20 protein-coding genes, 1 tRNA gene and 1 pseudogene are annotated in these 23339 nt (G+C 36.4%); 12 read left to right on the plus strand and 10 right to left on the minus strand.

What is annotated here, in order from left to right; all coding sequences use genetic code 11:
* Positions 1-257 precede the first annotated feature (257 nt).
* Positions 258-887: pseudogene (locus G9Q29_RS14845) on the minus strand (DNA-methyltransferase); the annotation flags it as partial.
* An 82-nt stretch (positions 888-969) separates the two neighbouring features.
* On the opposite strand from G9Q29_RS14845, the gene G9Q29_RS01190 reads away from it, so the two are divergent.
* Positions 970-1452 (plus strand): DNA N-6-adenine-methyltransferase, encoded by a 483-nt coding sequence (locus G9Q29_RS01190; RefSeq protein WP_166132682.1) that lies wholly within the window; start codon positions 970-972, stop codon positions 1450-1452.
* On the opposite strand, the gene G9Q29_RS01195 is transcribed toward G9Q29_RS01190, so the two are convergent.
* The 3 genes from G9Q29_RS01195 to G9Q29_RS01205 form a co-directional block, all read right to left on the minus strand.
* Positions 1447-1647: a hypothetical protein gene (locus G9Q29_RS01195; protein WP_166132683.1), complete on the minus strand. Its 201-nt coding sequence runs from the start codon at positions 1645-1647 to the stop codon at positions 1447-1449. The genes G9Q29_RS01190 and G9Q29_RS01195 overlap by 6 nt on opposite strands.
* 2 nt (positions 1648-1649) lie before the next feature.
* The gene (locus tag G9Q29_RS01200) at positions 1650-2447 is read right to left on the minus strand and encodes a DpnI domain-containing protein (protein ID WP_225872869.1); all 798 of its coding nucleotides are present in this window, start codon (positions 2445-2447) and stop codon (positions 1650-1652) included.
* Positions 2448-2867: 420 nt separating this feature from the next.
* Positions 2868-3629: a LamG domain-containing protein gene (locus G9Q29_RS01205; RefSeq protein ID WP_166132685.1), complete on the minus strand. Its 762-nt coding sequence runs from the start codon at positions 3627-3629 to the stop codon at positions 2868-2870.
* Between the two features lie 85 nt (positions 3630-3714).
* On the opposite strand from G9Q29_RS01205, the gene G9Q29_RS01210 reads away from it, so the two are divergent.
* Positions 3715-4062, plus strand: a complete 348-nt coding sequence (locus G9Q29_RS01210; RefSeq protein WP_166132686.1) for a winged helix-turn-helix transcriptional regulator — start codon at positions 3715-3717, stop codon at positions 4060-4062.
* Between the two features lie 162 nt (positions 4063-4224).
* On the opposite strand, the gene G9Q29_RS01215 is transcribed toward G9Q29_RS01210, so the two are convergent.
* Positions 4225-4298 (minus strand) — tRNA-Asn (locus G9Q29_RS01215).
* Between the two features lie 137 nt (positions 4299-4435).
* Positions 4436-5779: an RIP metalloprotease RseP gene (rseP, locus tag G9Q29_RS01220; protein WP_166132687.1), complete on the minus strand. Its 1344-nt coding sequence runs from the start codon at positions 5777-5779 to the stop codon at positions 4436-4438.
* 192 nt (positions 5780-5971) lie between these two features.
* Here rseP and G9Q29_RS01225 point away from each other — a divergent pair, with 192 nt between their 5' ends.
* The 6 genes from G9Q29_RS01225 to G9Q29_RS01250 all read left to right on the plus strand — a co-directional run bounded on the left by G9Q29_RS01225 (position 5972) and on the right by G9Q29_RS01250 (position 14798).
* Positions 5972-7039 carry an NADH:flavin oxidoreductase/NADH oxidase gene (locus G9Q29_RS01225; protein ID WP_166132688.1) on the plus strand — a complete coding sequence of 356 codons (1068 nt, stop codon included), beginning with the start codon at positions 5972-5974 and terminating at the stop codon, positions 7037-7039.
* A gap of 152 nt (positions 7040-7191) precedes the next feature.
* Positions 7192-8232 carry a Gfo/Idh/MocA family oxidoreductase gene (locus G9Q29_RS01230; protein ID WP_166132689.1) on the plus strand — a complete coding sequence of 347 codons (1041 nt, stop codon included), beginning with the start codon at positions 7192-7194 and terminating at the stop codon, positions 8230-8232.
* Between the two features lie 142 nt (positions 8233-8374).
* Entirely contained in the window at positions 8375-9580 is a 1206-nt protein-coding gene (locus G9Q29_RS01235) for an MFS transporter (RefSeq protein WP_394367658.1), read from the plus strand.
* A gap of 496 nt (positions 9581-10076) precedes the next feature.
* Positions 10077-12914, plus strand: a complete 2838-nt coding sequence (locus tag G9Q29_RS01240) for a carboxypeptidase-like regulatory domain-containing protein (protein ID WP_166133516.1) — start codon at positions 10077-10079, stop codon at positions 12912-12914.
* Between the two features lie 10 nt (positions 12915-12924).
* Positions 12925-14280, plus strand: coding sequence for a DUF5689 domain-containing protein (locus G9Q29_RS01245; RefSeq protein WP_166132690.1), 1356 nt, complete (start codon positions 12925-12927; stop codon positions 14278-14280).
* A 59-nt stretch (positions 14281-14339) separates the two neighbouring features.
* Complete coding sequence (locus G9Q29_RS01250) at positions 14340-14798, plus strand: FKBP-type peptidyl-prolyl cis-trans isomerase (RefSeq protein WP_166132691.1); 459 nt, start codon at positions 14340-14342, stop codon at positions 14796-14798.
* 62 nt (positions 14799-14860) lie between these two features.
* Here G9Q29_RS01250 and G9Q29_RS01255 read toward each other — a convergent pair whose 3' ends face one another.
* On the minus strand, positions 14861-16975 hold the full coding sequence (locus G9Q29_RS01255) for a glycoside hydrolase family 97 protein (RefSeq protein WP_166132692.1): 2115 nt from the start codon (positions 16973-16975) through the stop codon (positions 14861-14863).
* Positions 16976-17275: 300 nt separating this feature from the next.
* On the opposite strand from G9Q29_RS01255, the gene hflX reads away from it, so the two are divergent.
* From hflX to G9Q29_RS01275, 4 genes are all read left to right on the plus strand, one after another.
* Entirely contained in the window at positions 17276-18517 is a 1242-nt protein-coding gene (hflX, locus tag G9Q29_RS01260; RefSeq protein ID WP_166132693.1) for a GTPase HflX, read from the plus strand.
* A 413-nt stretch (positions 18518-18930) separates the two neighbouring features.
* Entirely contained in the window at positions 18931-19515 is a 585-nt protein-coding gene (locus G9Q29_RS01265) for a PepSY-associated TM helix domain-containing protein (RefSeq protein ID WP_166132694.1), read from the plus strand.
* A 158-nt stretch (positions 19516-19673) separates the two neighbouring features.
* On the plus strand, positions 19674-20276 hold the full coding sequence (locus G9Q29_RS01270) for a hypothetical protein (RefSeq protein WP_166132695.1): 603 nt from the start codon (positions 19674-19676) through the stop codon (positions 20274-20276).
* Positions 20277-20336: 60 nt separating this feature from the next.
* A complete protein-coding gene (locus tag G9Q29_RS01275; protein WP_166132696.1) occupies positions 20337-21203 on the plus strand; it encodes a DUF5694 domain-containing protein in 867 nt (288 codons plus the stop codon).
* A gap of 213 nt (positions 21204-21416) precedes the next feature.
* Here G9Q29_RS01275 and G9Q29_RS01280 read toward each other — a convergent pair whose 3' ends face one another.
* The 3 genes from G9Q29_RS01280 to G9Q29_RS01290 form a co-directional block, all read right to left on the minus strand.
* A complete protein-coding gene (locus G9Q29_RS01280; protein WP_166132697.1) occupies positions 21417-22328 on the minus strand; it encodes a DUF3078 domain-containing protein in 912 nt (303 codons plus the stop codon).
* Between the two features lie 70 nt (positions 22329-22398).
* The gene (locus G9Q29_RS01285; protein WP_166132698.1) at positions 22399-22920 is read right to left on the minus strand and encodes a DUF2480 family protein; all 522 of its coding nucleotides are present in this window, start codon (positions 22918-22920) and stop codon (positions 22399-22401) included.
* Positions 22921-22987: 67 nt separating this feature from the next.
* The gene (locus G9Q29_RS01290) at positions 22988-23311 is read right to left on the minus strand and encodes an SUF system Fe-S cluster assembly protein (RefSeq protein ID WP_086455167.1); all 324 of its coding nucleotides are present in this window, start codon (positions 23309-23311) and stop codon (positions 22988-22990) included.
* Positions 23312-23339: the final 28 nt, after the last annotated feature.

Consider the following 23339-nt stretch of genomic DNA (forward strand, 5'->3'; position numbering starts at 1 on the left):
ATTTCTCCGCAAAAACGAGTTAAATGAAAATCTTTTGTTCTACCGCCAGAGTAAATTACAAGTTGTTTGGCGTTGTGTAAATCGTAAGGAAAATTTACAAAATTATTTTGTTTGTCAGTAGAGTGAAAATAGAAATTACGTGTCTCATGAAGTTGGGCCAAATCCTTACTTCTTATATAGCCTAACATAACTTGCTCTTTTGGTTTCGGTTCGTCGGCTAAGTAGCTTTGAAATTGCTTTTTATGTTCAAATCCGTTTATTTTTTTGCGATATGTTTCAGCTATTTCAGAATCTTCTATTTCTAGTTTTCTATTTTTACTTATTTCTAAAAAATCAGTTTCCATATCTATGCCTAAATAGCGTCTGTTTGCCAAATTTGCTGCAATACCTGTTGTAGAACTTCCGGCGAATGGGTCTAGAATCCACGCTCCTGGTTTGGTTGAGGCTAAAATAATTCGAGTTAAAACTGATAAAGGTTTTTGGGTTGGATGCTTACCGCACGACTTTTCCCATTTGGCAATTGCCGGTAATTTCCAAACATCTTTAATTTGTTTATCACCGTTGAGTTTTTTCATTAACTCATAGTTGTAGTAGTGTGGTACTTTTTCTGTTTTACGCGCCCAGATTATTAACTCGGCAGAATGCGTAAAGAAGCGACAAGAAAAATTAGGTGGTGGGTTATTCTTTTCCCATATGATGACATTAAGGATTTTAAAACCTAATTCTTGTAGTAATTGTCCGATAGAGAATATATTGTGGTACGTGCCACTTATCCATATAGTGCCGTTATCTTTTAGTTTTTCTCTAACTTGTTTTAACCAATTACGATTGAAATCATTTATAAAATCAAATCCTTCCGATTTATCCCAAGTTCCTTTACTTATTGATTTCAAAAAAATAAAATCACACTTATTGTGGGTTGTGTAACATTTATAAAATCTATTTCTTTGAAAAAATTAAATAAATGTTATGGATGCATCTTTTGAACGTTCAGAAAAAACTACTGTAGAATGGCTAACACCGCCAGATTTAGTGAAAAAACTAGGAGAATTTGATTTAGACCCTTGTACTCCAATAAATCCGCCTTTTGTTCACGCCAAAACTAACTTTACAGTTATTGATGATGGTTTAACTAAATCTTGGTTTGGAAGAGTTTATATGAATCCGCCCTATGGAAAAGGGATGGAAGCTTGGATTGAAAAATTAAAAAATCATGGTAACGGAATTGTGTTAATTTTTGCTAGAACTGAAACCAAATGTTTTTTTAATCACATTTGGTATAATGCTGATGCCATTCTGTTTGTAAAAGGAAGAATTAAATTTTACAATATTGATGGTGAACAGAAAGGGACTCCTGGTGCTCCAAGTGTGTTTATTGCTTACGGAGAAGATAATGCTTTGGCTTTAAAAAAATCTGGTATTGAGGGAAGGTATTTGGATTTAAAATCATGAAATTTTATACGCTATAAATTCAGCTATATTAAATTCACTATCAAATATCCATTCGTTTTCAATCAAGAGTTTTTTTAATGCTTCATCCTCGTTGGGAACATTCTCGACAATTCCGATTACTTGCATATTTTCAACTTGTTTTCCATTTGGAGCTTCTGTTGATCCTTCTGGTGTAATAAATATATATTTTCCCATGATTATATTTTTCTGTAATGTCCTCTACCGTTAAATTCTATTAAACCTTTATCTCTTAAAAATTGTAATTGCTGTCGGATTTTATCTTTAATATGGTTGTTGTTTGGATATTTAATTTTTAATTTATTTTCAAAAGAATAGACATCCTCCAAAGTAAAAGATTCTTTTCGGATTTCTTCAATACAAATCATAATGTCTAAAATCCATCCTCTTGATTCAAGTTTTTTTGACTTTAAAAAAGCGGTATTTTTTAATTTATTATACACTTGTTCTTGGTCAATAATATTTGAATTTTTAACTATAAAAATTCTTCCACTTTCTGGAACTTTTGATATATCTATGTTACAACCAATCCACCCAGCTCTTTTTGCGTTTTCAGATAATGGTTTTCTTTTGATGATTATTTCTGGTGTAAAAAAATGTTTTGGTATAACCAAAAAATTATTTACTGTGTTTTTGTCATAGGTTAAGAAGAAAAAATTTGGATTAGTGTCGGAAGTAATTCTTCTAATCATACTGTCGTACGCACCGTCATTAATTATAGAACTGAGTTTGCCGTTTTTACTTTTTAATTCAAATTCTTCTTTACAATTTATACAATGGAAATCAGCAACAGGCATGTTATTTTCAAAGTCATTCAATGATAGTTCGCCACAGTTTGGGCAATATGAATTTTCTTTAACCCAATTTTCAGTTAAAACTCTTGCAATCTGTGAATTGCTTTTATATCCCTCCGCTAAAATTAGATTGAAGTTTAGGTTCATTAATGTAGAAAATAGGTTTTTAAATAAAAACTCCAACTATTTAACTGGGTTTTACCACCAGTCCATTTTAAAAATGGTTTTGCGTTCATAAAAATGAGTTTTTGTAAAAATAGAAATTTAAAGTAGGTCTTAGCTGTGGTTAGTCTTTTTGTTTTCAACAAAACTAAAAAGACATGGATAGCTCCTCCGCCGCGGCGGACTCGAACCAAGGTTCGAAAAAGTTTAAACCAAAAAAAAGCCTCTACATTGCTGTAAAGGCTTTCTAAAAGCTCCTCCGCCGCGGCGGACTCGAACCAAGGCCCGAAAAAGTTTAGACCAAAAAAAAAGACCATCCTTGCTGATAGTCTTTTTAAAAAAGCTCCCCTTATTGACAGAAGCTGCAACTATAATGCGATTATTGAATATGTAACTATCAGAAAAATAAAAAGTTAAACTTCTTGCAAATCGACAGGGAGTTTAAATACCTTCCTGTTTTTCTTCTTTCTTGATTGGAGCTTTATAGGGTCTTTTTATTATTTTCAAGTCCTTAAAGTATCCAACTGTAGCTATATCAACATAAAGTCCAACTCCTCCTTTTTTAACTTTACCTAACATTTTATCAACGATAAAAGAAGAGTATTTCATATTGTTAATAAACATTTCGGCCGTTTCTCCATTTACCTCAATTCTCATTGTTATCCATTCATTTAAAGCAACTGGTGCTGAGCCCTCATACGATCCAGGAGGATAATTTTTTCTAAGTGTTTCAAATTTTGCATCCGGATAAGAAAAATATTGAACAGCGTGGTTTCTAAACATTTGATTTGAGGCTCTTCCAACTTTAGGTCGCAAATAAATTGACTCAAACGCAGAATCGTTTGCAGCAATTCGATAATACAAGCCAATAAAACCGGCAGCTCCTGCAAAAGGGGATGGATCTTGAATTTGACTATACATCTTAATCTCTATAGTTCCATTTTCAAAATCATTTAATCCAACTAATTTTGCATAATGTTTTTCATCTACAGTCGCCTCTAATCTATTTGGGTCAAATGGCAAAGTGGTTAAATCTCTTTCAATTTTAAGCACGGGTTCACCTTGAAACTTAATGATTGATCCTGTCACGTTATGTAATTCAAAAACTTGTTTCCCTAAAGTCAATTTTGTTTGAGCAAAAACAGAGGAAACAAAAAAGAACTTAATTAATAAAAAACTGATAATCTGTATGTAATTTTTCATTTTATATTTTTTTTACAAATCTATTTCAAATTTTATACATTCGTAACTAAGTTAGTAAATACAAGTAACCAAAAGGTAACCAGATATGAGCAGCAAATTCATCGACAACCCATTAAATTGCCCCGTAACCCGCACAATAAGTATCATAGGAGGTAAATGGAAGCCCATCATACTAAACTGTATTGGAGATAGGACAATTCGATTTGGGAAACTAAACCAAATCATACCATCGATTTCAAATAAAGTATTATCTGGTGAATTGAAAGAATTAGAGCAATATGGATTGATTCATAGAATTGAATTCACTGAAATACCGCCAAGAGTAGAATATTCTTTAACTAACACTGGCAAGTCGTTACTTCCATTATTACACGAACTTGCTAATTGGGGTAGTACTCATACTGCTAAAAAGATCATTAAAGAATTTACTTGATTTTTAGAAAGATACAGCCAAAACCCACTGATAACCAAAAAAGCCACTCAATTTCTTGAATGGCTTTCTAAAAGCTCCTCCGCCGCGGCGGACTCGAACCAAGGCCCGAAAAAGTTTAAACCAAAAAAAAGACCATCATTGCTGATAGTCTTTTTAAAAAAGCTCCCCCTCTTGGGCTCGAACCAAGGACCCTCTGATTAACAGTCAGATGCTCTAACCAACTGAGCTAAGGAGGAAACTGTATATTTTAATTTTTTTAAAGAACGTCTTTTTTATTTGCTTTTGAACAACTCTGTTTGTTTGTCTAAGCGGTTGCAAAGATAGGCTATCATTTGGTTTCTGCAAATAAATTTCAAACTTTTTTTCATTTTTTTTACTTGCCGATGATCGCTTTGTAAATGTCGTTTCCGTTAGCAAATAGTAAGAGTGTGATAAGTAAAACAAAACCAACCATTTGTGCATTCTCTAGGAATTTATCGCTAGGTTTTTTGCCTGAAACAATTTCGTACAATAAAAACATCACATGACCTCCATCAAGTGCCGGAATTGGCAAAAGGTTCATTACTCCGAGCATTATTGACAATAAAGCGGTGATATTCCAGAATACTTCCCAGCTCCAAGTTTTAGGAAAAATATCAAAAATAGCCTTGAATCCGCCTACTTGTTTGTATGCGCCCGTGCTTGGACTAAAAATCATTTTTAATTGTTTACCATAGCCAACTAGCTGGTCTTTTCCTTTGGTGATTCCTACCGGGATAGATTCGGCAAAACTAAATTGTTGCTTACTTACTTTATAGTAGCCTAGTTTTTCTAGCGATTCCATACCCAAACGACCAATTCCAATACCAAGTTTTCCATCAGCCGATATTACAACCGGTAATTTTAATTCCTTCTCTTCACGAAGTATTGTAGCGGTTACAGTTTTATTTTTGTTGTTTTCAAGAACGGTTTTGGCTTGATCAAAATATTTAGTAGGCGTACCGTTAATAGCAAGAACAATATCTTTTGGTTGTAAATTGGTGTTTTTTGATCCCTCTGAAATTGCACCAACAACAAATGGCATTCTGATATCTAATAAAACTCCTTTTTCTACTTTGTCAAGTTGATCTACAAAATCAATAGGAAGCTTTACAGTAGTATCAGCACCATTGCGGTGTAAAACAACTTCTTTTGCGGTAAGCACTTTTAGGGTTAATTCTTTATCGAATTTTTCGATATTTTCTCCATCCACAGCTTTTATTTGATCTCCGGTGCGGAAACCAATTTTTTGCAGGACCGTATTTTCTACCAGCATTCCATCCTTCAAGTCTTTGTTAGCAATATAAACGTCGCCGTAAACATACGCCATTCCTATATATATGATGAAAGCCAAAATAAAATTGACCGTTACACCACCCAACATGATGATCAAACGTTGCCAAGCTGGTTTCGATCTAAATTCCCAAGGCTGTGGAGGCAAAGCCATTTGTTCTTTGTCCATGCTTTCATCAATCATCCCGGAGATTTTCACGTAACCACCTAGTGGCAACCACCCGATACCGTATTCGGTTTCGCCAATTTTCTTTTTGATAAGAGAATATTTTACATCAAAAAACAAATAGAATTTTTCGACTCTGGTTTTAAATAATTTGGCAGGAATGAAATGTCCTAATTCGTGAAGTACAATCAGTAATGATAGACTCAATAAAAATTGAGAAAGCTTGATAACTATGTCCATTTTAAATTTTTAGTTCTTTTATAACTCACAAAAGTAAGGTTTTCTGTTTGTATATTTTACAATATTTATACCATCGCTTTTTAAAAGTTTGTTAATTATCAAAAATTCAATTCCTATTTTGGTAATAGAGCCTTAACTTTACTTTTTTGGAAACTTATTAAAGTGTTTCTTTCATTTTAAATTTAATTCAGCATGACATCAGCATTATTTTCTCCATTAACAATAAAAAGTATCACCTTAAAAAACCGTTTGGCTATTTCACCCATGTGCCAATATTCTGCCGTAGATGGCTTTGCAAACGATTGGCATTTGGTACACCTAGGAAGCCGTGCCAGTGGTGGCGCAGCTTTGATTATTCAAGAAGCTACTTCGGTATCGCCAGAAGGACGCATTTCGCCAGAAGATTTGGGACTTTGGAAAGACGAGCAAATCGAGAAAATGCAGCAAATAAACCGTTTTATTATCAGTCAAAATTCAGTTCCTGGCATTCAGTTAGCTCATGCCGGACGTAAAGCTAGTGCTGCTTCGCCATGGAACGGTGGTCGAAAAGTAGCTGTCGAAAAGGGTGGTTGGAATACCGTCGCGCCAAGTGCAATTCCGTTCTACGATACGGATCCTGCGCCTGTAGCACTTGATTTAAATGGGATTCAAAAAGTGATAACTGATTTCAAGTCGGCCACAAAAAGAGCGGTTCAAGCGGGTTTTCAGGTGATGGAAATTCATGCTGCTCACGGATATTTAATGCATCAATTTTTATCGCCTTTGTCAAATACTCGAACAGATGCATACGGTGGTAGTTTCGAAAATAGAATCCGATTCACACTCGAAATAGTAGCAGCAGTGCAAGCCGAATGGCCGGAGAATTTACCTTTGTTCGTTCGAATTTCAGCTACTGATTGGGCTGAAGGCGGTTGGAATTTACAAGAGTCGATTGCTTTATCAAAAATATTAAAAGAAAAAGGAGTCGATTTAATTGACGCTTCTTCTGGCGGAGCGGTAACGCAGCAGCAAATTCCTGTTGGTCCGAATTACCAAGTTCCTTTTGCGGAAAGCATAAAAAAAGAAGTAGGCATTTTAACAGGAGCAGTTGGTTTAATCACCGAAGCAGCTCAAGCGGAAGAAATTGTTTCCTCTGGAAAAGCCGATTTGGTTTTGGTAGCGCGTGAATCATTGAGAGACCCTAATTTGGGATTGACATTTGCACACGATTTAAATGCAGAAATTGCTTGGCCTAAACAATACGAGCGAGCTAAACTTTAGGTTTTGTAAACATATAAGTCACGTAAGTTTTCTTTTTTTTAAACTATTTAGGCATTAGTTAAAATAAAGGCTGTTGCTACCTTTACAAATCTTAAAAACTGATATGACTTATATGTTTAAAATGAACATGTCACAAATTTGAAACTTATTTTATGCAAAAAATAAAAACCGCATTACTCTCCTACGGAATGTCAGGAAAAGTATTTCATGCTCCATTTATAACCAATCATCTTGGATTTGAATTGCTGGGCTCGTGGGAACGCAGTAAAAAGTTAATTCAATTGGATTTTCCAGCGGTAAAAAGTTATCCTACGCTCGAAGCTGTTTTACAAGATGAGGTTGATTTAGTAATCGTCAATACACCTGTTGCAACGCATTACGAGTTTGCCAAACAAGTTTTATTAGCCGGAAAACATGCCATTGTCGAGAAAGCTTTTACTACAACAGTTGCGCAAGCACAAGAATTGGCCCAAATTGCTCAAGAAAAAGGGGTGAAATTGGCCGTTTTTCAAAACCGCCGTTGGGATAGCGATTTCAAAACAGTTCAAAAAATAGTGCAAGAAGGACTTTTGGGCGAAATTGTAGAAGCCGAATTCCATTTTGATCGTTACAATCCTCTATTAAGTCCTAAGCAACATAAAGAAACCACTAATGATGGTGCCGGAATTCTAAAAGATTTGGGTCCACACTTAATAGATCAAGCATTGTGTTTGTTCGGAATGCCAACAGCTGTTTTTGCTGATGTTCGAATTACGCGAGCAAATTCATTGGTTGATGATTGTATTGATATTCTTTTGTATTACAATTCATTTAGAGTGCGTTTGAAAGCTGGTTTTTTTGTCCGCGAAGCCGTTCAGTCATTTATTGTTCATGGCAAAAAAGGTTCGTTTTTAAAAACTCGTGCCGATGTACAAGAAGATAATTTGAAACTTGGCATGCAGCCTAACACAGCAACTTGGGGTACAGAGCCGGAATCGCAACAAGGTTTTTTACACACTGAAGTTGATGGAATTTTGAAAAAAGAATTCGTACCCACACAACAAGGTAATTACATGGCGTTTTTTGATGGTGTCTATCATTCAATTACAAACAATACCGTTGAGCTTGTAACGGGCCAAGATGGTGTCCACGTAATGCAAATTATCGAGGCAGCTTTGCAAAGTAGCGCTGCGCAAAAAGTAATTTCACTTTAAAGTAGCCTTCAAAACAATGGTTTGCTAATAGCTATTTATAAACAATAACGTTGTATTTATTGGTATTAGTGTTGTATTGACACAATCAATAGTTGGATTTTGTAATTTTGCACCTCTAATTACTAAATTCATTATTTTGATTGTGCTCAACTTTTTAAACAGGTCTCGTACCAAAGCCAAATTCAAAAAATCATATAAAGATGTCAAAATCTCGTATTTAAACCGCATTCGTTGGGCGGTTTCTATGTTTTATTTTGGCATGGGTTTGTCTTTTGCTACTTGGGCAAGCCGTATTCCAGACATTAAAACCGCTTTACATTTAAGTGAAGGTGATTTGGGGAGTATTCTTTTTGCCTTACCTATGGGGCAATTGGTAGTCATGCCGTTCTCAGGCCAATTGGTTACTCGTTTTGGGAGTCACAAAGTTTTGGTATTTTCTCTTTTTATGTATGTGCTCAGCTTAACCAATTTGGGTTTGGCTACCGCGGCTTGGCAATTATCGCTTGGTTTGTTTGTGTTTGGTATCTTCGGAAATCTCTCTAACATTGCTGTAAATACGCAAGGCGTTTATACCGAAGTTTTATTCAAAAAAACCATCATGAGCTCCTTTCATGGTATGTGGAGTTTTGCCGGTTTTACAGGTGCTTTGGTAGGTTTAGGCATGCTCGCTTTTAAACTATCTCCGTATGCTCATTTTCTTATTGTAGGTGCTTTAGTGCTTTTATTAATGGTTTTCAATTACAAATTTTTAATCAAAGCCAAAGAAACTGCCAAAGCCGCCAAGAAAAAATTATTCTCAAAACCTGATCCTACCTTGATATGGCTCGGCGTGATTGGTTTTTGCTGTATGGCCAGCGAGGGAGTCATGTTTGACTGGAGCGGAGTCTATTTTAAAGATGTCATAAAAGCACCCGGCGCATTAGTAATTTTGGGCTACACCTCGTTTATGATCATGATGGCCAGCGGACGCTTTGTTGGTGATAGTTTGATACATAAATTCGGTCGTAAAAAAGTATTACAAATTAGCGGAATCATGATTTCTACCGGGCTTTTTACAGCCGTATTTTTCCCTTTTGTTATTCCTTCAACTATTGCATTCATGTTTGTTGGTTTAGGAGTTTCAACCATTGTTCCTACTGTTTATAGCGTAGCGGGCAAAACGCCTAATGTAGCGCCAAGTGTCGCTTTAACCACTGTTTCAAGCGTTAGTTTCCTAGGATTTTTGATGGGTCCGCCTATTATTGGTTACATCGCTGAGCTGTCAAGTCTGCGTTTTTCTTTCGCTTTTATTGGTGTTTTCGGACTGCTAATTACACTTATGGTTTCCAGAATCAAAGCCATTGCATAATTTTTTTAGGAGCAGTCAGGCTGTTTTCAGTAGCTATCTATTCCCGCTCTTAGCCGTATCTTTTTTATAAACGCACTCGAGTAGTGCTAAAACGCCAGAAATACTAGTGTTTATAAAAAAGGATACCTGCTGCGATCGGGGCTATGCTAGTCGTATTCCTTTTTCTCACACGTCTCATTTTTTTTTAAAAAGAAAATACTGCTATTTTTTTCAAAAAAAGGAACAACCAATAAATTTTTTTATTATTTTTAACATAATAATTCGTTCGAATAGTTTTTAAGTGCCTGAAATTCAAATACCATTCATCAGCCTTAAGCTTTAAGATTTATACCACTTTTCCAAAATTTATTTTTTAATTCTAACACGAAATACCCGCAAAAAAGTGGGTATAAAGCCTGCTTGTTGTTCAACCTTAAGTCATAACTTTTGGTTGAACTTTGGGCATGCTGGTTTAAAAAAATATTTTTTGTTGATGTAAAAATCTAATGCATTGGATATGGTAAAACTCGGAATTTGTTTGTGCTTTGGTTTGTTATTTAATAGTGTTTGGTCGCAAAATAATGCTGCTGCTCGCGGTACAGTTGTAAATGCCAAAACTCAAATTCCTATTGCAGGTGTCGTAGTGAGTATTCAAAACACGGCACAAATGCAAATTACCAATCCTGATGGCAGCTTTCAAATTCAAGAAATTCCAGCCGGAAAATGGTACCTTTTGGTGCGCAATCAAGGTTATCAAGATGCGTTATTTCCTATTGAACTCGCCGCAAATCAAATCCTAGATTTAGGTACAATTCCACTTCAAGAAGACCAATCCTTCGAACAACAATCTAGTATTATAGCTTTATCTGAAAGTGATTTTAGTGATGATAATTCCAGTTCCGAAAACACGGCGGGTCTGCTACAATCTACCCGAGATGCTTTTTTACAAGCGGCTGCTTTTCATTGGGGACAAGCCCGTTTTCGAACCCGAGGATTAGATAGTGAACAAGCCATAATGATGATTAATGGCCTTAGCATGAATAAAATAATTGATGGCCGACCGCAGTGGGGCGATTGGGGCGGACTCAATGATGCGCTCCGAAATCAAGAGTTTACCATTGGCACCACACCGTCTGATTATACTTTTGGGGCACTTTTGGGTACTCAGGAAATAAATACTCGAGCATCTATTTATCGGCCAGGAACGCGACTCACTTTTTCAGGAACCAACAGCAATTACAATTGGCGTTCTATGGCTACTCACGCATCAGGCATGAGTTCATCGGGTTGGGCTTACGTTGTATCGGCTAGTAAAAGATGGGCGCAAGAGGGCTATTTTGAAGGTACTTCGTATGATGCGAATTCTTTTTTCGTGAGTATAGAAAAGAAACTCAATCAACGTCATTCTCTAAATCTGACCGCTTTTTACACACCCAACACCCGAGCAAAAAATTCACCGAATACGGCTGAGGTCACGCAACTCACCTCCGAAAATTACAATTCGTATTGGGGTTTCCAAAACGGAAAAAAGCGAAATGCGCGCTTAAAAACGGTCGAAGAACCAATAGTGATGTTGCAACATTTTTTTAAAATTAAAGAGCAAATCCAATTGAACACCACTTTAATGTATCAAATGGGAACCATAACCAATAGCAATATCGATTTTCAAAATGCCAACAGTCCGGATCCAGCTTATTACCGCAAATTACCTAGTTTTTACAGTTCACTTTACGCTCCTGATGACGGGGAGTTATCTGGGGCTTTTACGCCAGATGAAGATAATGCCGCCAAAAATAAAGCTGCCTTTTTAGCACAACCACAGTTAGATTGGAAGGCATTGTACCTGGCCAATCAAACCGCTGTAGCCGATAGCAATGGCGCCATAACAAGCTATGAACCTGCTCAAAGCAAGTATGTACTTTACGATGATGTTGTAGATGATCAGGTGGCAGCAGCAGCAACCAATTTGAATGCGCAACTGTCCGATAATATTAGTCTGAACGCTGCTGCTTCCTACAAGAAACTCTTTTCACGCAATTACCAAAAGTTAACAGATTTATTAGGAGGCAAGTTCTACAATGATGTTGATGCTTTTTACAACGGCGATGAATCACAATCTGATTTAAATAATCCGAACCGTCAAGTTGGGGTAGGAGATATTTATGGCTATAATTTTAACTACACTGCTCAAACAATTGATGCCTTTACACAGTTTAAATTCAATTACAACGATGTTGATTTTTATGTAGCGCAGACCTATTCTAATACGGTTTATCAAAGAGAGGGCTTGTACAAAAATGGTTTGTATCCCAACAGTTCCTTTGGAAAAAGCGAAACGGTGCATTTTGAGAATTTTGGGTTTAAAGCGGGTTTGATTTACAAAATTTCTGGGAAGCAACTCCTCAGTTTTCACGCGGCACACTTGAGTAAAGCGCCAGCGTTACGAAATGTATTTTCAAACGCTAGACTCAATAATGTGGTGGTTCCCAATGTAAAAAGTGAACGCAATAGTAGTTTAGAGTTGAGTTATACCTATCGTTCTCCATTGTTTAAAGCGCGTGCTACGGCGTACCACACCTTACAACGTGACATCACCCAAGTATCTTTTTTCTATGCCGAAGGAATTTTTGACGATGGTGCCGGATATGCGAGTACCGATGCTTTTGTGAGTCAGACTTTAACAGGTTTAAACAAAAAAAATACAGGTGCCGAGTTGAGTTTAGAGTATCAATGGACGGCAACATTTAAGACTACTTTAGCGGGAGCTTTTGGTTTGCATACGTATGCAAGTAATCCGAATGTAACTTTGGTTAATGATGCGCAAGCAGCAACAACCACTGAAAATGCTCAATTTGATTTCGGCAAAGCTGCATTGACCAACTATAAACAATCGGGGACACCGCAGCGAGCGTACTCCTTTGGTTGCGAGTATCGTGATCCTAAATATTGGTGGTTGGGTAGCACCATAAACTATTTGTCTCATAGTTTTCTGGATGTATCGCCAATAGCACGGACTGATATTTTTTACAGAAACCCAAGTAGCGGACTTACTTTTCCAGAGGCTACTCCTGAACGTGGCAGAGAGTTGTTGCAGCAAGAACAACTCGATCCTATTATGCTTTTGAATCTTGTAGGTGGCAAATCATGGATTGTGAAAGGTAAAAATCTGGGAGTCTTTTTTAGTGTGAATAATGTGCTGAATCAACGTTTCAAAACAGGCGGATTTGAGCAAGCTCGTAATGCTAATTTTCGAGAGCGAAACCAAGATGTTTCAAGCGGAACACCTTCTTTTGGACCAAAGTATTTTTATGGTTATGGCCGTACTTATTTTGTCAATTTTTATATCAACTTGTAATACGATAGTTATGAAAACAATGTTTAAAAATACGATAGTTGTGATAAGTTTTTTATTGGTTTTTGTGGGATGCGTTCCCGACGAAACGGCAACGCCTGAATTAAAATGTTCACAACCTGATATAGCTGTAACGACATCGGTTGCTAAGGTATTAGCTCAAACAACTGCCACCGCAGCCCAATACCAATACGATGATGTGGTTGAGGCCTATGTAGTATCAAGTGATGAAGGAGGGAATTTTTTCAAATCGATTTCTTTTCAAACTTTGGCTACAGCCAACACAGCTGCGCAAGGTTTTAGTATTCCTATTGATGTGAGCAACTTGTATATTGAGTATCGTGTGGGTACAAAAGTGTATGTTAAACTAAAAGATTTATACACCGATTTGTATTTTGGAGGTTTACGAATTGGTGGTCTCTATGTGAATGCTTTTAATCAAGGTGGAGTGGGGCGGCTTTCGCAAAATGATTATAAAAAAATAGTAAACGCTTCGTGTACACAGCTTCAGGAGGAGGAGTTGGTACGCAAAATGAGCTTACAAGAGGTGTTTAATGATGCCAATTTAAACACACTTATTGAAATCAAAGATGTTCAATTTGCAGAAGAAGCCATTGGGCGTAGTTTTTTTGAAGAAACCAATAATGTAGGAGGAGCAAGTAATTGGAATATAGTGGATAAAAGTGGCAATCAGTTGTATGTTCGAACGAGCAGTTTTGCCGACTTTGCTGCTCAAAAAATACCTGAAGGAAACGGGATTGTTCGAGGGATTTTGACCAAATTTGGAGATGATTACCAACTGCTTCCACGCTCGGCTAAAGATATAGTGATGACTGGTAACAGAGCCATTCCTTTTTTTAATCAAGATTTTAAAACTGTTGTAGATCGTTCTGTTATTAGTTTACCAGGCTGGGCCAATATTGTACAAAACGGATCATTAGCTTGGCGCGGTGGTGTTTCGTCAGGAAACGGATATGCGGAGTTTTACTTTTCAGGCACTCGAGTGTTGAACAATACTGCGTGGTTAATATCGCCAAAATTTGATATGGATGTGTACACCAAGGAAATCCTCACTTTTAGAGCGGCACAGCATCATTTGGATGTTGATTCGCCTTTAAATGCGCTGGAGGTTTACGTGTCAACTGATTTTAATGGGTTGAATGTAACTACTGCCACTTGGACTAAATTAAACCCGAAATTGCCAACTCAAGCAACGCCTTGGAATCAATTCATTGGCAGTGGCCCAATTGATTTATCTGCTTATCAAGGCAAAATTAACATAGCATTCAAGTTTGTAGGATCAGGTCGGAACTTAGCTCTGGATGGTTCGTTTATGGTGGATGATGTACAACTTTATGGAGAAAAATAATTTTAACTTACTCATTCGCTGAAATTAGTATATTTGCCAGCAAACTAAAAAATTACATTATGAAATATACAGTATTAGCTTTGATTTCGTTCTTATTTGTTTCTTGTTTGTCTGACAACGACAAAGAGCCAACCGATTTTACAGCGCAAAATGAAAAACAAATTACAGATTATATCGCTGCAAAAAACCTAACGGCTACTGCAACAGGTACTGGGTTGTATTATGTGGTTACTGAGCAAGGTACGGGAGCACAGCCTACCGCAACATCTAATGTGACTGTAGCGTACAAAGGATATTATACCAACGGAAATGTGTTTGATCAAAGTAAACCAGAAGGAATTTCTTTTGGATTGCAGCAAGTAATTAAAGGTTGGACCGAAGGAATTCCTTTTTTTAAAGAGGGAGGAAGCGGAATTTTATTAATCCCAGCGCACCTAGGTTATGGAAGTTTTGATTATAGTTCTATCCCAGGAGGCTCTGTTTTAATTTTTGATATTAAAGTTATCAAAGTAAATTAAGACTAAACGTTTTTACTCTTCATAAAAAAAGGCTGTCATTGATTTGACAGCCTTTTTTACTATTACTTAATTTCTATTAAACTAATGGCGTAACCACCACCAGGAGCGCTAGATAATTTAATTTTTGAAGTACTAGTTACTACCTTTTTTTGAATGGTGTAAGCTTGCGGATTGGTTTTATAATGGGCATCTTTTGCATCAGCATAAATTACAGCATTGTATTTTTTACCTTTCTCTAAAAAATCAAATGTGATTGTTGCTGTTCTCGGTGTTTCGCCATTTACGTTACCTACAAACCAGTTGTTTGTTCCTTTGGCTTTACGCGCAACAGTAACGTATTGTCCAGGTTCTGCCTCAAGGTATTTGCTATCAGACCAATCTACAGCAACATCTTTAATAAACTGAAACGCATCTGGAAAACGATCGTAATTCTCTGGTGTATCAGCCGCCATTTGAAGTGGGCTGTACATAGTCACGTACAAAGCTAACTGATTGGCAAGTGTACTGTTTACATGAGAATTATTGTCCTTGTTCAACTTGCTCAAATCCATTTCAAATATTCCTGGAGTATAATCCATTGGTCCACCAACTAAACGTGTAAATGGCAAAACCGTGACGTGGTTTGGTTTTGATCCTCCAAAAGATTGGTATTCTGTTCCTCTTGCCGCTTCGTTGCCTATTAAATTAGGATAGGTTCTCGCAATTCCTGTTGGTCGTACCGCTTCGTGAGCATTCACCATAATTTTATAATCGGCTGCTTTTTCAATGGCGTATTGGTAATGATTGATCATGAATTGGTTGTAATGATTGCCACCGTTTTCAATAATGTCACCAACATAGCCGCTTTTCACAGCATCGTATCCGTTGTCTTTCATGAATTGGTACGCTTTGTCTAGGTGGCGTTCGTAATTGCGCACCGATCCTGATGTTTCATGGTGCATGATCATTTCTACGCCTTTTTCTTTCGCATACGCTTGCAAACCTTTCACATCAAAATCAGGATAAGGCGTCACAAAATCAAAAACATAATCTTTTAAATGACCAAACCAATCTTCCCAGCCTTGATTCCAGCCTTCAACTAACACGCCATCAAAACCATGTTTAGCAGCAAAATCAATATATTTTTTTACGTTCGCATTGTTCGCACCGTGCTTGCCGTTTGGTTTTACTTTTGAGAAATCAGTAACACCCAATTGTACGGTTGGCAATTCGTCAGTGTAAGCCCAAGAACTTTTTCCGGTAATCATTTCCCACCAAACGCCCACGTATTTCACAGGCTTAATCCATGAAGTATCTTTGATTTTGTTGGGTTCGTTGAGGTTCAATGTCATTTTAGAGGCTAATATTTCTCTTGCATCATCACTCACGATGATGGTTCTCCATGGCGAATGTTGAGGCGCTTGCATATAGCCTTTATCACCTTTAGCATCAGGAGTTAACCACGATTCAAAAATCATATTTTTATCATCCAGATTCAGGTGCATACAAGAATAATTGATCAAAGCCGCCTCATGGAGGTTAATGTATAATCCGTCAGCCGTTTTTAGCATTAATGAAGTTTGTACTCCAGTGTTCGAAAATGATTTTTGAGATACATTGGCCGTAGTAGCTTTTTCTGTCAACCCTCTAATTTCGGATAGTTTAGAGGTGGTATAATCGTATTCTTGTGTATCATAATCGCCCGGAATCCAAAACGCGGTATGATCGCCAGTCATGGCAAATTGGCTTCTTTCTTCTTTGATTACAAAGTAAGTTAGGTTTTTTTGCGAAGGAAATTCATAACGAAAACCCAAACCGTCATTGAACAAACGAAAACGAATAATCATTTTACGTTCCGTTTCTTTTTGTTCTAAAGTAACTGCTAGTTCGTTGTAATTATTTGTTATTGTAGCAACTTCGCCCCAAACAGGCTGCCAATTTTCGTTAACAGTACTTGTTTTTTGATCAACAACCTTGAAATCATTCAGTAATGATTTCTTGTCATTTTTCAACTCAAGACCTAATTTACTGGTTTTAATTACCGCCTTGTTTTTATAATTCAGCTGGTAGCTTGGTGTTCCATTTGCTTGTAGGGCAAACTCCAAAACTAATTTTCCGTTCGGAGATTGCAATTGTTGCGCTTGTATCGTGCCCAAAAACAGGAAATAAACTACGGTTGTAAAAAAGAATTGCTTCATTTTTAAATAAAATTTTAAAAATTAATGTTTCGATTTTCATTTGGCAAAAGCCATTCAACAATGATAAGTCCAATGAAAACCCCTTAATTACAAAAGTAAGCCCTTTATTTTTTATTTTTAAAATAAATTGCATTTAATGTCCGTAAGCCTGCTTTTGATTTTTTTTTTTAGATTCATATTCGAGTTAAAACTTTCCTTTGGCTTGACCGAAGTTACATTCTGTTCAAACGTTCTTTTTTTATAATCAGATAGCTTCGTAAGTCGCTGACAAATCCGTAAATTTGTAGCTTATTCAATAACATGTTAGAAACAGAAGTAATCAATTTCGAAAAAACCGCTTTAGTAGGTATCGTAACTCAAAATCAAAGTGAAGAAAAGTTAAACGAATACCTAGACGAATTAGAGTTTTTAACCTACACCGCTGGTGGAGAGGTAATCAAACGCTTTTCGCAAAAAATGGAGCGCCCTAATCCCAAAACGTTTGTTGGTACCGGAAAAATAGAAGAAATACACCTTTTTGTAAAAGAAAATGGAATTTCGACCCTAGTTTTTGATGACGAATTATCGCCGTCACAGCAAAAAAATATATCCAAGATTATCACCGAATGTAAAATTCTAGACCGTACCCACCTTATTCTAGACATTTTTGCACAACGTGCCGAAACCTCTTATGCCCGTACCCAAGTTGAACTGGCGCAATGTATTTATATGTTGCCTCGTTTATCAGGACTTTGGACGCACTTAGAGCGCCAAAAAGGAGGAATTGGAATGCGCGGACCCGGTGAAACCGAGATTGAAACCGACCGTCGTATTGTACGTGATCGCATCTCGTTACTCAAAGACAAAATCAAAACCATTGACAAACAAATGGGCGTGCAGCGCAGCAACCGTGGTGCTATGGTTCGTGTGGCGCTAGTTGGGTATACCAATGTTGGTAAATCTACTTTGATGAATGCCGTGGGCAAAAGTGATGTTTTTGTAGAGAATAAACTCTTTGCAACACTAGACACCACCGTGCGTAAAGTAGTGATCAAAAACCTGCCTTTCCTGCTTTCGGATACCGTAGGATTCATCAGAAAATTGCCTACGCAGTTGGTTGATTCCTTCAAAAGTACACTTGATGAGGTGCGCGAGGCCGATTTATTGCTGCACGTGGTCGATATTTCGCATCCAGATTTTGAAGACCATATCGAGTCGGTAAATCAAACCTTGCAAGACATCAAGGCACATGACAAACCGGTGATCATGGTGTTCAACAAAATTGACGCCTACAAACCGCTAGTCATTGACGAAGATGATTTGATGACCGAAAAAACCCCAAGACACTTCACGCTAGAGGAATGGAAAGCCACTTGGATGAGTAGAGTAGGAGAGCAAAACGCTTTGTTTATATCGGCCACACACAAAGAAAATTTCGAAGAATTTAGAGAACGCGTGTACGAGTCTGTGCGCCAGATACACATAACCCGTTTCCCGTACAACAAGTTTTTGTATCCAGATTACAATGACGCCATCGAGAAAGACGAGGAAGAAAACGAATAATTGCACACCTTTGTCAGTTCGAGCGCAGTCGAGAACGGGCGCAGTTGAGAGCACAATCAAACTAGAATAATGTAATAAACAGAATCCCTTTTGAATTTCAAGAGGGATTTTTTTTGGGCATGCCCCAGCTTTCACTATCGTTGCAGCTGCGTCAGGCTGTTCGCTATATCTTTTTATACCTTTTAGGCTACTAGCCTAAAAGGTATAAAAAGGATGCCGCTTCCATCCTTCATGCATTAGGGTAGCATTTTAAAGTGCTATTTACAATAATTAACACTTTTCAGTTGCATAGTTGGGTACGAAATGTCTTGTATAAGTTCCTTTTTTCAGTATATTTGAAAACAAACGCAGAGCTTTAAAAGCTATATGTATTTTTGAACTTTGGTACTATTTTCAATCTTTTGAACAATTAAATGACCCCATCAAATAAACGACAAAATCAAGCAAAGTTGCTTCGGACTTTCAGAGAAATTCACCGCAAAACAGGTGCCTTACTCTTTGTTTTTTTCTTTGTTATTGCATTAAGTGGTTTGTTTTTGGGTTGGAAAAAACACAGTAACGGATTACTCTTACCACAAACTATTAAAGGAACATCAACCAATTTGAAAGAGTGGTTGCCACTAGATAAGTTGCATCAAAAGGCGTGTAATATTGCACACGATTCAATTGATCCTCAACTCTCGCTTGAATTAGATCGAATCGATATTCGTAAAGATAAAGGAATGGTAAAATTTGTGTTTACCGATAGTTTCTGGGAAGTACAATTGGATGGCGCTACCGGTAATTTGCTACAAGTAGCACGCCGTCGTTCTGATTTTATAGAAACCATTCACGACGGGTCGTTTTTAGATCAAATATTTGGCACTTCTGGCGGAGAATTGAAGGTGGTGTATAGCTCGGTTATGGGTTCGGCATTGCTCATTTTTACTGTTACCGGATTTTGGCTTTGGTACGGACCAAAGCGCATGCGCAAGCAATCAAAAAATTCGAAGGAATAGCGGGTGACAGTTTCGAAAAGAGATTGTTAGTCACATAAAAATGGATAGGAGTATTGTAATTTATTCGTTCATAAATAGTTATCCATTTGGAGGGTATAAATATAGGGATTCATTATTTTTTAAATTTGAACCAAAACACAGTTAGACATTACAAATTCATGAAAAAAATTATTTTAGCAGCTTTACTTTTAATCAGTCTCAACTCATTTTCACAAAAAAATGCAGACTACGTTTCCTTTGTACAACAAATTAAAAAAGACGCCAAAATTGATACCAAAGACCAAACGGTACTTAATATATTAACTGATTTTTACGAACAAATTTTACAGTCGGAATCAGGTGAATTACAAGCTAGTATGTCAGATCGAATTCAGAAATTATATGCAGATAAAGATGCTAAAAACCTCCATATTTTGAATTTGTTTTTAGCGTATCAAGAACATATCAGCCAAACGGCAGTTAATGGAAAAGTACCTGATGCTACTTTTCAGAATAATTTGTTAGACGATTTGCAGACCGAATTGCAAAGCACCTTTGGCGTTGTGCCCGTTATTATTAAAATTTATAAAGTAGAAGCTTTACAATCGGCTGGTAAGTTCAGTGAATCAAGTGCGTTGTTAGCAAAAAGTTTGCAGGAGTTTCCTAAGTCTGTTCCATTAAAAGTATATTCATACTTAGATACGAGAAACGAAAGTTTAAAAAAAGAATTATTATCGGAACATGCTTCGCATTGGATGGTGCAACAGTTTCAAATAAAATAAAATTAGAAGTCGGTTGCCAAAATAAATAAACGTTTTAACTCAACTCTAAAACAGATTGCTATGAAAAAGTACCTATTGATACTCGCCTTGCTTATAAGTTGTGTTTCTTTCGGGCAAGACAATCCCAAAAGAATAAAAGTTATTTTATTAGGGACTTTTCATTTTAATCAAAGTTTAGAAAGCAGTAGCAAGTTGCATTCAGACTTATTTTCGCAAAAGAGACAAGAGGAGGTTGCTAGTTTAGTAGCAAAACTTGCTAAATACAAGCCTACGAAGATATTCCTTGAATTTACTCCGAAAAATCAACCTTTTTATGACAGTATTTACAACGATTATTTGCAAGGAAAAGAACCGGAAAAACGAAGTGTAAAAGCTAATGAAATTTTCCAACTTGGAATGAAAACGGCTAAAATGCTCAATCATAAAAAGGTAATTGGTATGAATTACCAACCTGAAGAATTAGCGGATAGCACCTATAAACCTAAGAACAAGGTGGATGAGGCAGTTAGAAAATTATACTTGGAGTTAGGTAAATTTAATGATGAAACCAGAACGAATGCTCAATTTTATGATTTGAAATACCCATACAAATTTCCTAAGCTAGATTCGCTCCTGCAAAAGGTGCCATTGAATAAGTTTTTGCAACACATTAATTCTGAGAAAAAATTACAGCAAGCAGAGTATAACGAATGGAACTATTTTTTAAGTATGGGAACCGGTAGTGATATGAGCTCTTTAGAATATGTAAGTTCGTTTTGGTACGGAGCAAACCTTAGAAATTTCAATAATGTCATGCGGCAAGTAGATTACAAGCAAGATGAATGTTACTTGATTATTTATGGGTCCAATCACATTCCTTTTCTGCAATACTTGTTTAATGGTAATCCGTTTTTTGAGGTTTTAAATATTCAAAAAGTGCTCAACTAAACAACAAGTAGTAAAGCTTTAAACTTGATGCATCTAGCTTTTCCTCTTCACAAAATTTATTTTCAGTAGGATCATTTGTCGAAAAGGTTTTATTAAAGTTTGAATATGCGAGTTTAGAGGAAGTTGAAAAGGCAAAGATTGATAAAGATATAATTCATAAAAAATACATTCTAAAAGGATTTCAGAATGCATTTTTTATGAAATAATTTAAAATTAAAAACCATAATTAACACCTAAACCAATATTTTGACGAGTTTGAAATCCTTGAAAGGCATTGTCATCATAAATGGTTTGAAAGGTAAAATTGGTTGATAAGTATTTATTAATAGTCATCACTACATTAACTTGATAGTCGATATCAACATTTTTGGGAGTATCTAAATAATTCGAGTATAAATTGGCAATTTGTTCTACTGAGACATTTTTCATCACATTGAATTTGTAATAGCCATTTACTGCGGCACCAAATTCATAACTAGTACTCTCGCCCTCGGCCACTCCAAAAGAGGTTGTTTTTTCGGCTAATGCTAAAGCTTCTGGAGAAGTAAAATGTGGATGTACCACAATTAATCTCGAGGTTGCTGGTGCAATGTTAAATTTAAAAGTATTACTTTTTTTCCACATCATACCTGGTCCCAATTGAAAATAAGCTGGTGAAAAGAAATGAGATATTTTGTTGGTTTGAGTAGCGGGATCAAAACCAGAATCTAATTGTGTTTGGAAATTAAAAAACGCAGAGTAAAACCAATATCCAGTAGCTTTTTTACCCACTAAAGAGTTGTACAGCAGGCGGTCATCTGTTTTTTGAGTTTTTGCATTTTTAATTTTAGCAATACCATAACCTACAATTACTTTGTTATCCCAATTAAGATCTCCTTTTTTATAATTGAAATCGTAGTTGATTAATAAGTTAGCGGCAATATTACTTTGTCCACCTGCAAGCCAATTGTTGAATGTGGCTTGGTTTCCAATTAGCGAAAAGGTACCTGATTTTAACCAGCCGTCCGGTTTATCAGCTCCTACTTTTGCGGCAGCAGCCTCTGTTTTTTTTAAATTTTCTTTCTCGTTTACTTGCGCAAAGCTAATGGCCGAAACGAATAACATACTGAGTATAATTTTTTTCATGTATTTTATTTTAAATACAAAATTACATCTGCAGCGTTATCGTTCAAAAAAAGTTGTTAAACGGCAAGTTTTATCGATTAGAATCTTCTTTTCCTCGTTTGAATAAAGGAACGGCCGAACAAGCTTCACCATACATAATACTGCGGGCTACTTGTTGTAAATGTTGTACAGCAACCACATAAGCACGGGTTGGTACTGGTTTTTTAGAACATCCTTTCAAGATAACGGGTTTGTCTTGATACACAGAATAGTCTATTTTTGGCAATAATTCTTCATAAAGTGAAGCATCAAGATCTTCTAATGTTCCGTTGATTGTTTTTTTTGCAAAAGGCGCTACCTGCGTAGCCACTAAAATCGATGCCCAAGCCGGAACAATTGCGTCAGTACTGCAATGAATGGCTACATAATGATCTTGGTATTGCGACCAATCGTGATTCTTCAGACTTTCTCTGAAATCTTTCTCTCTTAACAAAAATCCTTCAGCAAGCCATAGTGAAATGTCAATTTGCGTACGAATCCCTTTTGGATAATAATCCTCAAGATCGAAAACTTCGAGTACACTATTGGCTACTTTATTGATTATTTCTTCCATTTCGAAAAGTTTAAAAGGTTTAAAGTTTAAAGTTACTCAACCTTAAACTTTAAACCTGAAACAAATTTTACAACATTCCCAATTCTAATTTGGCTTCTTCACTCATTAAGTCTTTGCTCCAAGGCGGGTCAAAAGTAATTTCAACCTCGGCATCTTTTACATGCTCGATAGATTTAATTTTATCTTCTACCTCTTTTGGTAAACTTTCAGCAACGGGACAATTTGGAGAGGTAAGTGTCATAAGAACTTTTACTTCGTAATCCGTGTTTACCATTACGTCATAAATTAATCCTAATTCGTAAATATCTACAGGAATCTCTGGATCATAGATAGTTTTTAATTTTTTTACGATTGCTTCTCCTAATTCGTTAGTGTCTATTTCTTGTGTCATGTTTCAACAATTTATTTTCTTATTTTTT

The organism is Flavobacterium turcicum (assembly GCF_011365745.1).
Taxonomy (GTDB): domain Bacteria; phylum Bacteroidota; class Bacteroidia; order Flavobacteriales; family Flavobacteriaceae; genus Flavobacterium; species Flavobacterium turcicum.

Excerpts from the sequence above, each read along its gene's own strand:
- G9Q29_RS01190 (WP_166132682.1), top strand. The coding sequence starts at position 970 with ATGGATGCATCTTTTGAACGTTCAGAAAAAACTACTGTAGAATGGCTA.
- G9Q29_RS01195 (WP_166132683.1), bottom strand. The coding sequence starts at position 1,647 with ATGGGAAAATATATATTTATTACACCAGAAGGATCAACAGAAGCTCCA.
- G9Q29_RS01205 (WP_166132685.1), bottom strand. The coding sequence starts at position 3,629 with ATGAAAAATTACATACAGATTATCAGTTTTTTATTAATTAAGTTCTTT.
- G9Q29_RS01210 (WP_166132686.1), top strand. The coding sequence starts at position 3,715 with ATGAGCAGCAAATTCATCGACAACCCATTAAATTGCCCCGTAACCCGC.
- rseP (WP_166132687.1), bottom strand. The coding sequence starts at position 5,779 with ATGGACATAGTTATCAAGCTTTCTCAATTTTTATTGAGTCTATCATTA.
- G9Q29_RS01225 (WP_166132688.1), top strand. The coding sequence starts at position 5,972 with ATGACATCAGCATTATTTTCTCCATTAACAATAAAAAGTATCACCTTA.
- G9Q29_RS01230 (WP_166132689.1), top strand. The coding sequence starts at position 7,192 with ATGCAAAAAATAAAAACCGCATTACTCTCCTACGGAATGTCAGGAAAA.
- G9Q29_RS01240 (WP_166133516.1), top strand. The coding sequence starts at position 10,077 with ATGGTAAAACTCGGAATTTGTTTGTGCTTTGGTTTGTTATTTAATAGT.
- G9Q29_RS01245 (WP_166132690.1), top strand. The coding sequence starts at position 12,925 with ATGAAAACAATGTTTAAAAATACGATAGTTGTGATAAGTTTTTTATTG.
- G9Q29_RS01250 (WP_166132691.1), top strand. The coding sequence starts at position 14,340 with ATGAAATATACAGTATTAGCTTTGATTTCGTTCTTATTTGTTTCTTGT.
- G9Q29_RS01255 (WP_166132692.1), bottom strand. The coding sequence starts at position 16,975 with ATGAAGCAATTCTTTTTTACAACCGTAGTTTATTTCCTGTTTTTGGGC.
- hflX (WP_166132693.1), top strand. The coding sequence starts at position 17,276 with ATGTTAGAAACAGAAGTAATCAATTTCGAAAAAACCGCTTTAGTAGGT.
- G9Q29_RS01265 (WP_166132694.1), top strand. The coding sequence starts at position 18,931 with ATGACCCCATCAAATAAACGACAAAATCAAGCAAAGTTGCTTCGGACT.
- G9Q29_RS01270 (WP_166132695.1), top strand. The coding sequence starts at position 19,674 with ATGAAAAAAATTATTTTAGCAGCTTTACTTTTAATCAGTCTCAACTCA.
- G9Q29_RS01275 (WP_166132696.1), top strand. The coding sequence starts at position 20,337 with ATGAAAAAGTACCTATTGATACTCGCCTTGCTTATAAGTTGTGTTTCT.
- G9Q29_RS01280 (WP_166132697.1), bottom strand. The coding sequence starts at position 22,328 with ATGAAAAAAATTATACTCAGTATGTTATTCGTTTCGGCCATTAGCTTT.
- G9Q29_RS01285 (WP_166132698.1), bottom strand. The coding sequence starts at position 22,920 with ATGGAAGAAATAATCAATAAAGTAGCCAATAGTGTACTCGAAGTTTTC.
- G9Q29_RS01290 (WP_086455167.1), bottom strand. The coding sequence starts at position 23,311 with ATGACACAAGAAATAGACACTAACGAATTAGGAGAAGCAATCGTAAAA.